The organism is Christiangramia echinicola DSM 19838 (assembly GCF_000423065.1).
In the GTDB taxonomy this organism is placed as follows: domain Bacteria; phylum Bacteroidota; class Bacteroidia; order Flavobacteriales; family Flavobacteriaceae; genus Christiangramia; species Christiangramia echinicola.
In genome coordinates this window covers 1-1239 of record NZ_AUHG01000008.1, presented here as the reverse complement: position 1 = coordinate 1239, position 1239 = coordinate 1, and the positions used below count along the sequence as shown (strand labels likewise).

Below are 1239 nucleotides of genomic sequence, written 5' to 3'. Positions count from 1 at the left end.
CAACGGTCTCCTTTACTTTGTTTTCATATTTTAAGAGAGAACTAAGGGGAGAACTATAACGGTCTCTAGTTAGGCACCATTAATCGTAAGAGTCCCCTTAGCTTCTACTATTGTTGCGAAGAACTAATTGGAATACCAGGTCTTAGCGGAACCCGTTAAAGGAGATAGTTAACGCAACTTCATTTTAAATCGATTTTAAAGATATGAAAAATTACCAGTTAGCTGTAGGGATTGATGTATCCAAAAAGACCTTAGATGTTTTCCTTCATAACCATAGTAAACATCGGGTATTCGATAATACCAGATCAGGCTATATTTCCCTTATCAAATGGGTTGGTAAATTTTCAGAAAACGAAAAGTCGATTTTATATTGTTTTGAACATACGGGGAACTATTCATTGAAGCTAGCGATCTTTATGCAGACTAACGGTTTAGACTATGTTCAGGAGAATCCGATTGTGATTAAAAGATCCTCCGGACTGGTTCGAACTAAGTCGGATCGTGTAGACGCTCAAATGATCGCCAGGTATGCCTGGTTGCATAGGGAAGAGTTAGAGTGCAGTAGCATTCGGGATGAAGCCTTATTGGAGCTGGGTAGATTATTAAGTCTCAGAGATCAGTTAGTGCGTAATCGCACGGGTCTTATGGGAACCTTAGAGGAGCTTACAGGATTTTTATCCAGTCCATCGACAGATGTAAGCTGTAAGAGCTTAAAGCATACCATAGCCTACTTAAGTAAACAGATCCTAAAACTGGAGAAACAGATCGATCAGCTATTAAAAAGAGAACAGGATCTAGGAAAGAATTACAAGTTACTTACCAGTTTAAAAGGGGTAGGACGAATCCTGGCTTGCCAGTTGATTTATCACACTTGCAACTTTGAACGTTTCAGTAGCTGGCGACAGTTCTCAAGTTATTGCGGAACGGCGCCTTTTGAGCATAGCTCTGGGACCAGTGTATTCAAACGAGCTAAAGGTCATCCCATGAGTGATCGGAAGATGAAAAGTCTGCTGAGCATGGCCAGTGTATCAGCCATTCAGCATGATGGTGAATTACGAGAATATTACCAACGAAAAGTAGCTGAAGGTAAACCTAAGATGGTAGCTTTAAATAACGTGCGAAACAAGTTGTTATCCAGAGTATTTGCAGTGATCAAAAGACAAACACCATACGTAGATCTATGTAAATATGCCGCCTAAAATTTTATTGAAAATGGTTTGTTTTTGATCTTGGAATACG

1 protein-coding gene is annotated in these 1239 nt (G+C 39.6%); it reads left to right on the top strand.

From position 1 onward, the window contains the following. Positions 1-203 precede the first annotated feature (203 nt). On the top strand, positions 204-1199 hold the full coding sequence (locus G530_RS0100415) for an IS110 family RNA-guided transposase (RefSeq protein WP_026932640.1): 996 nt from the start codon (positions 204-206) through the stop codon (positions 1197-1199). The last annotated feature ends 40 nt before the right edge of the window (positions 1200-1239 follow it).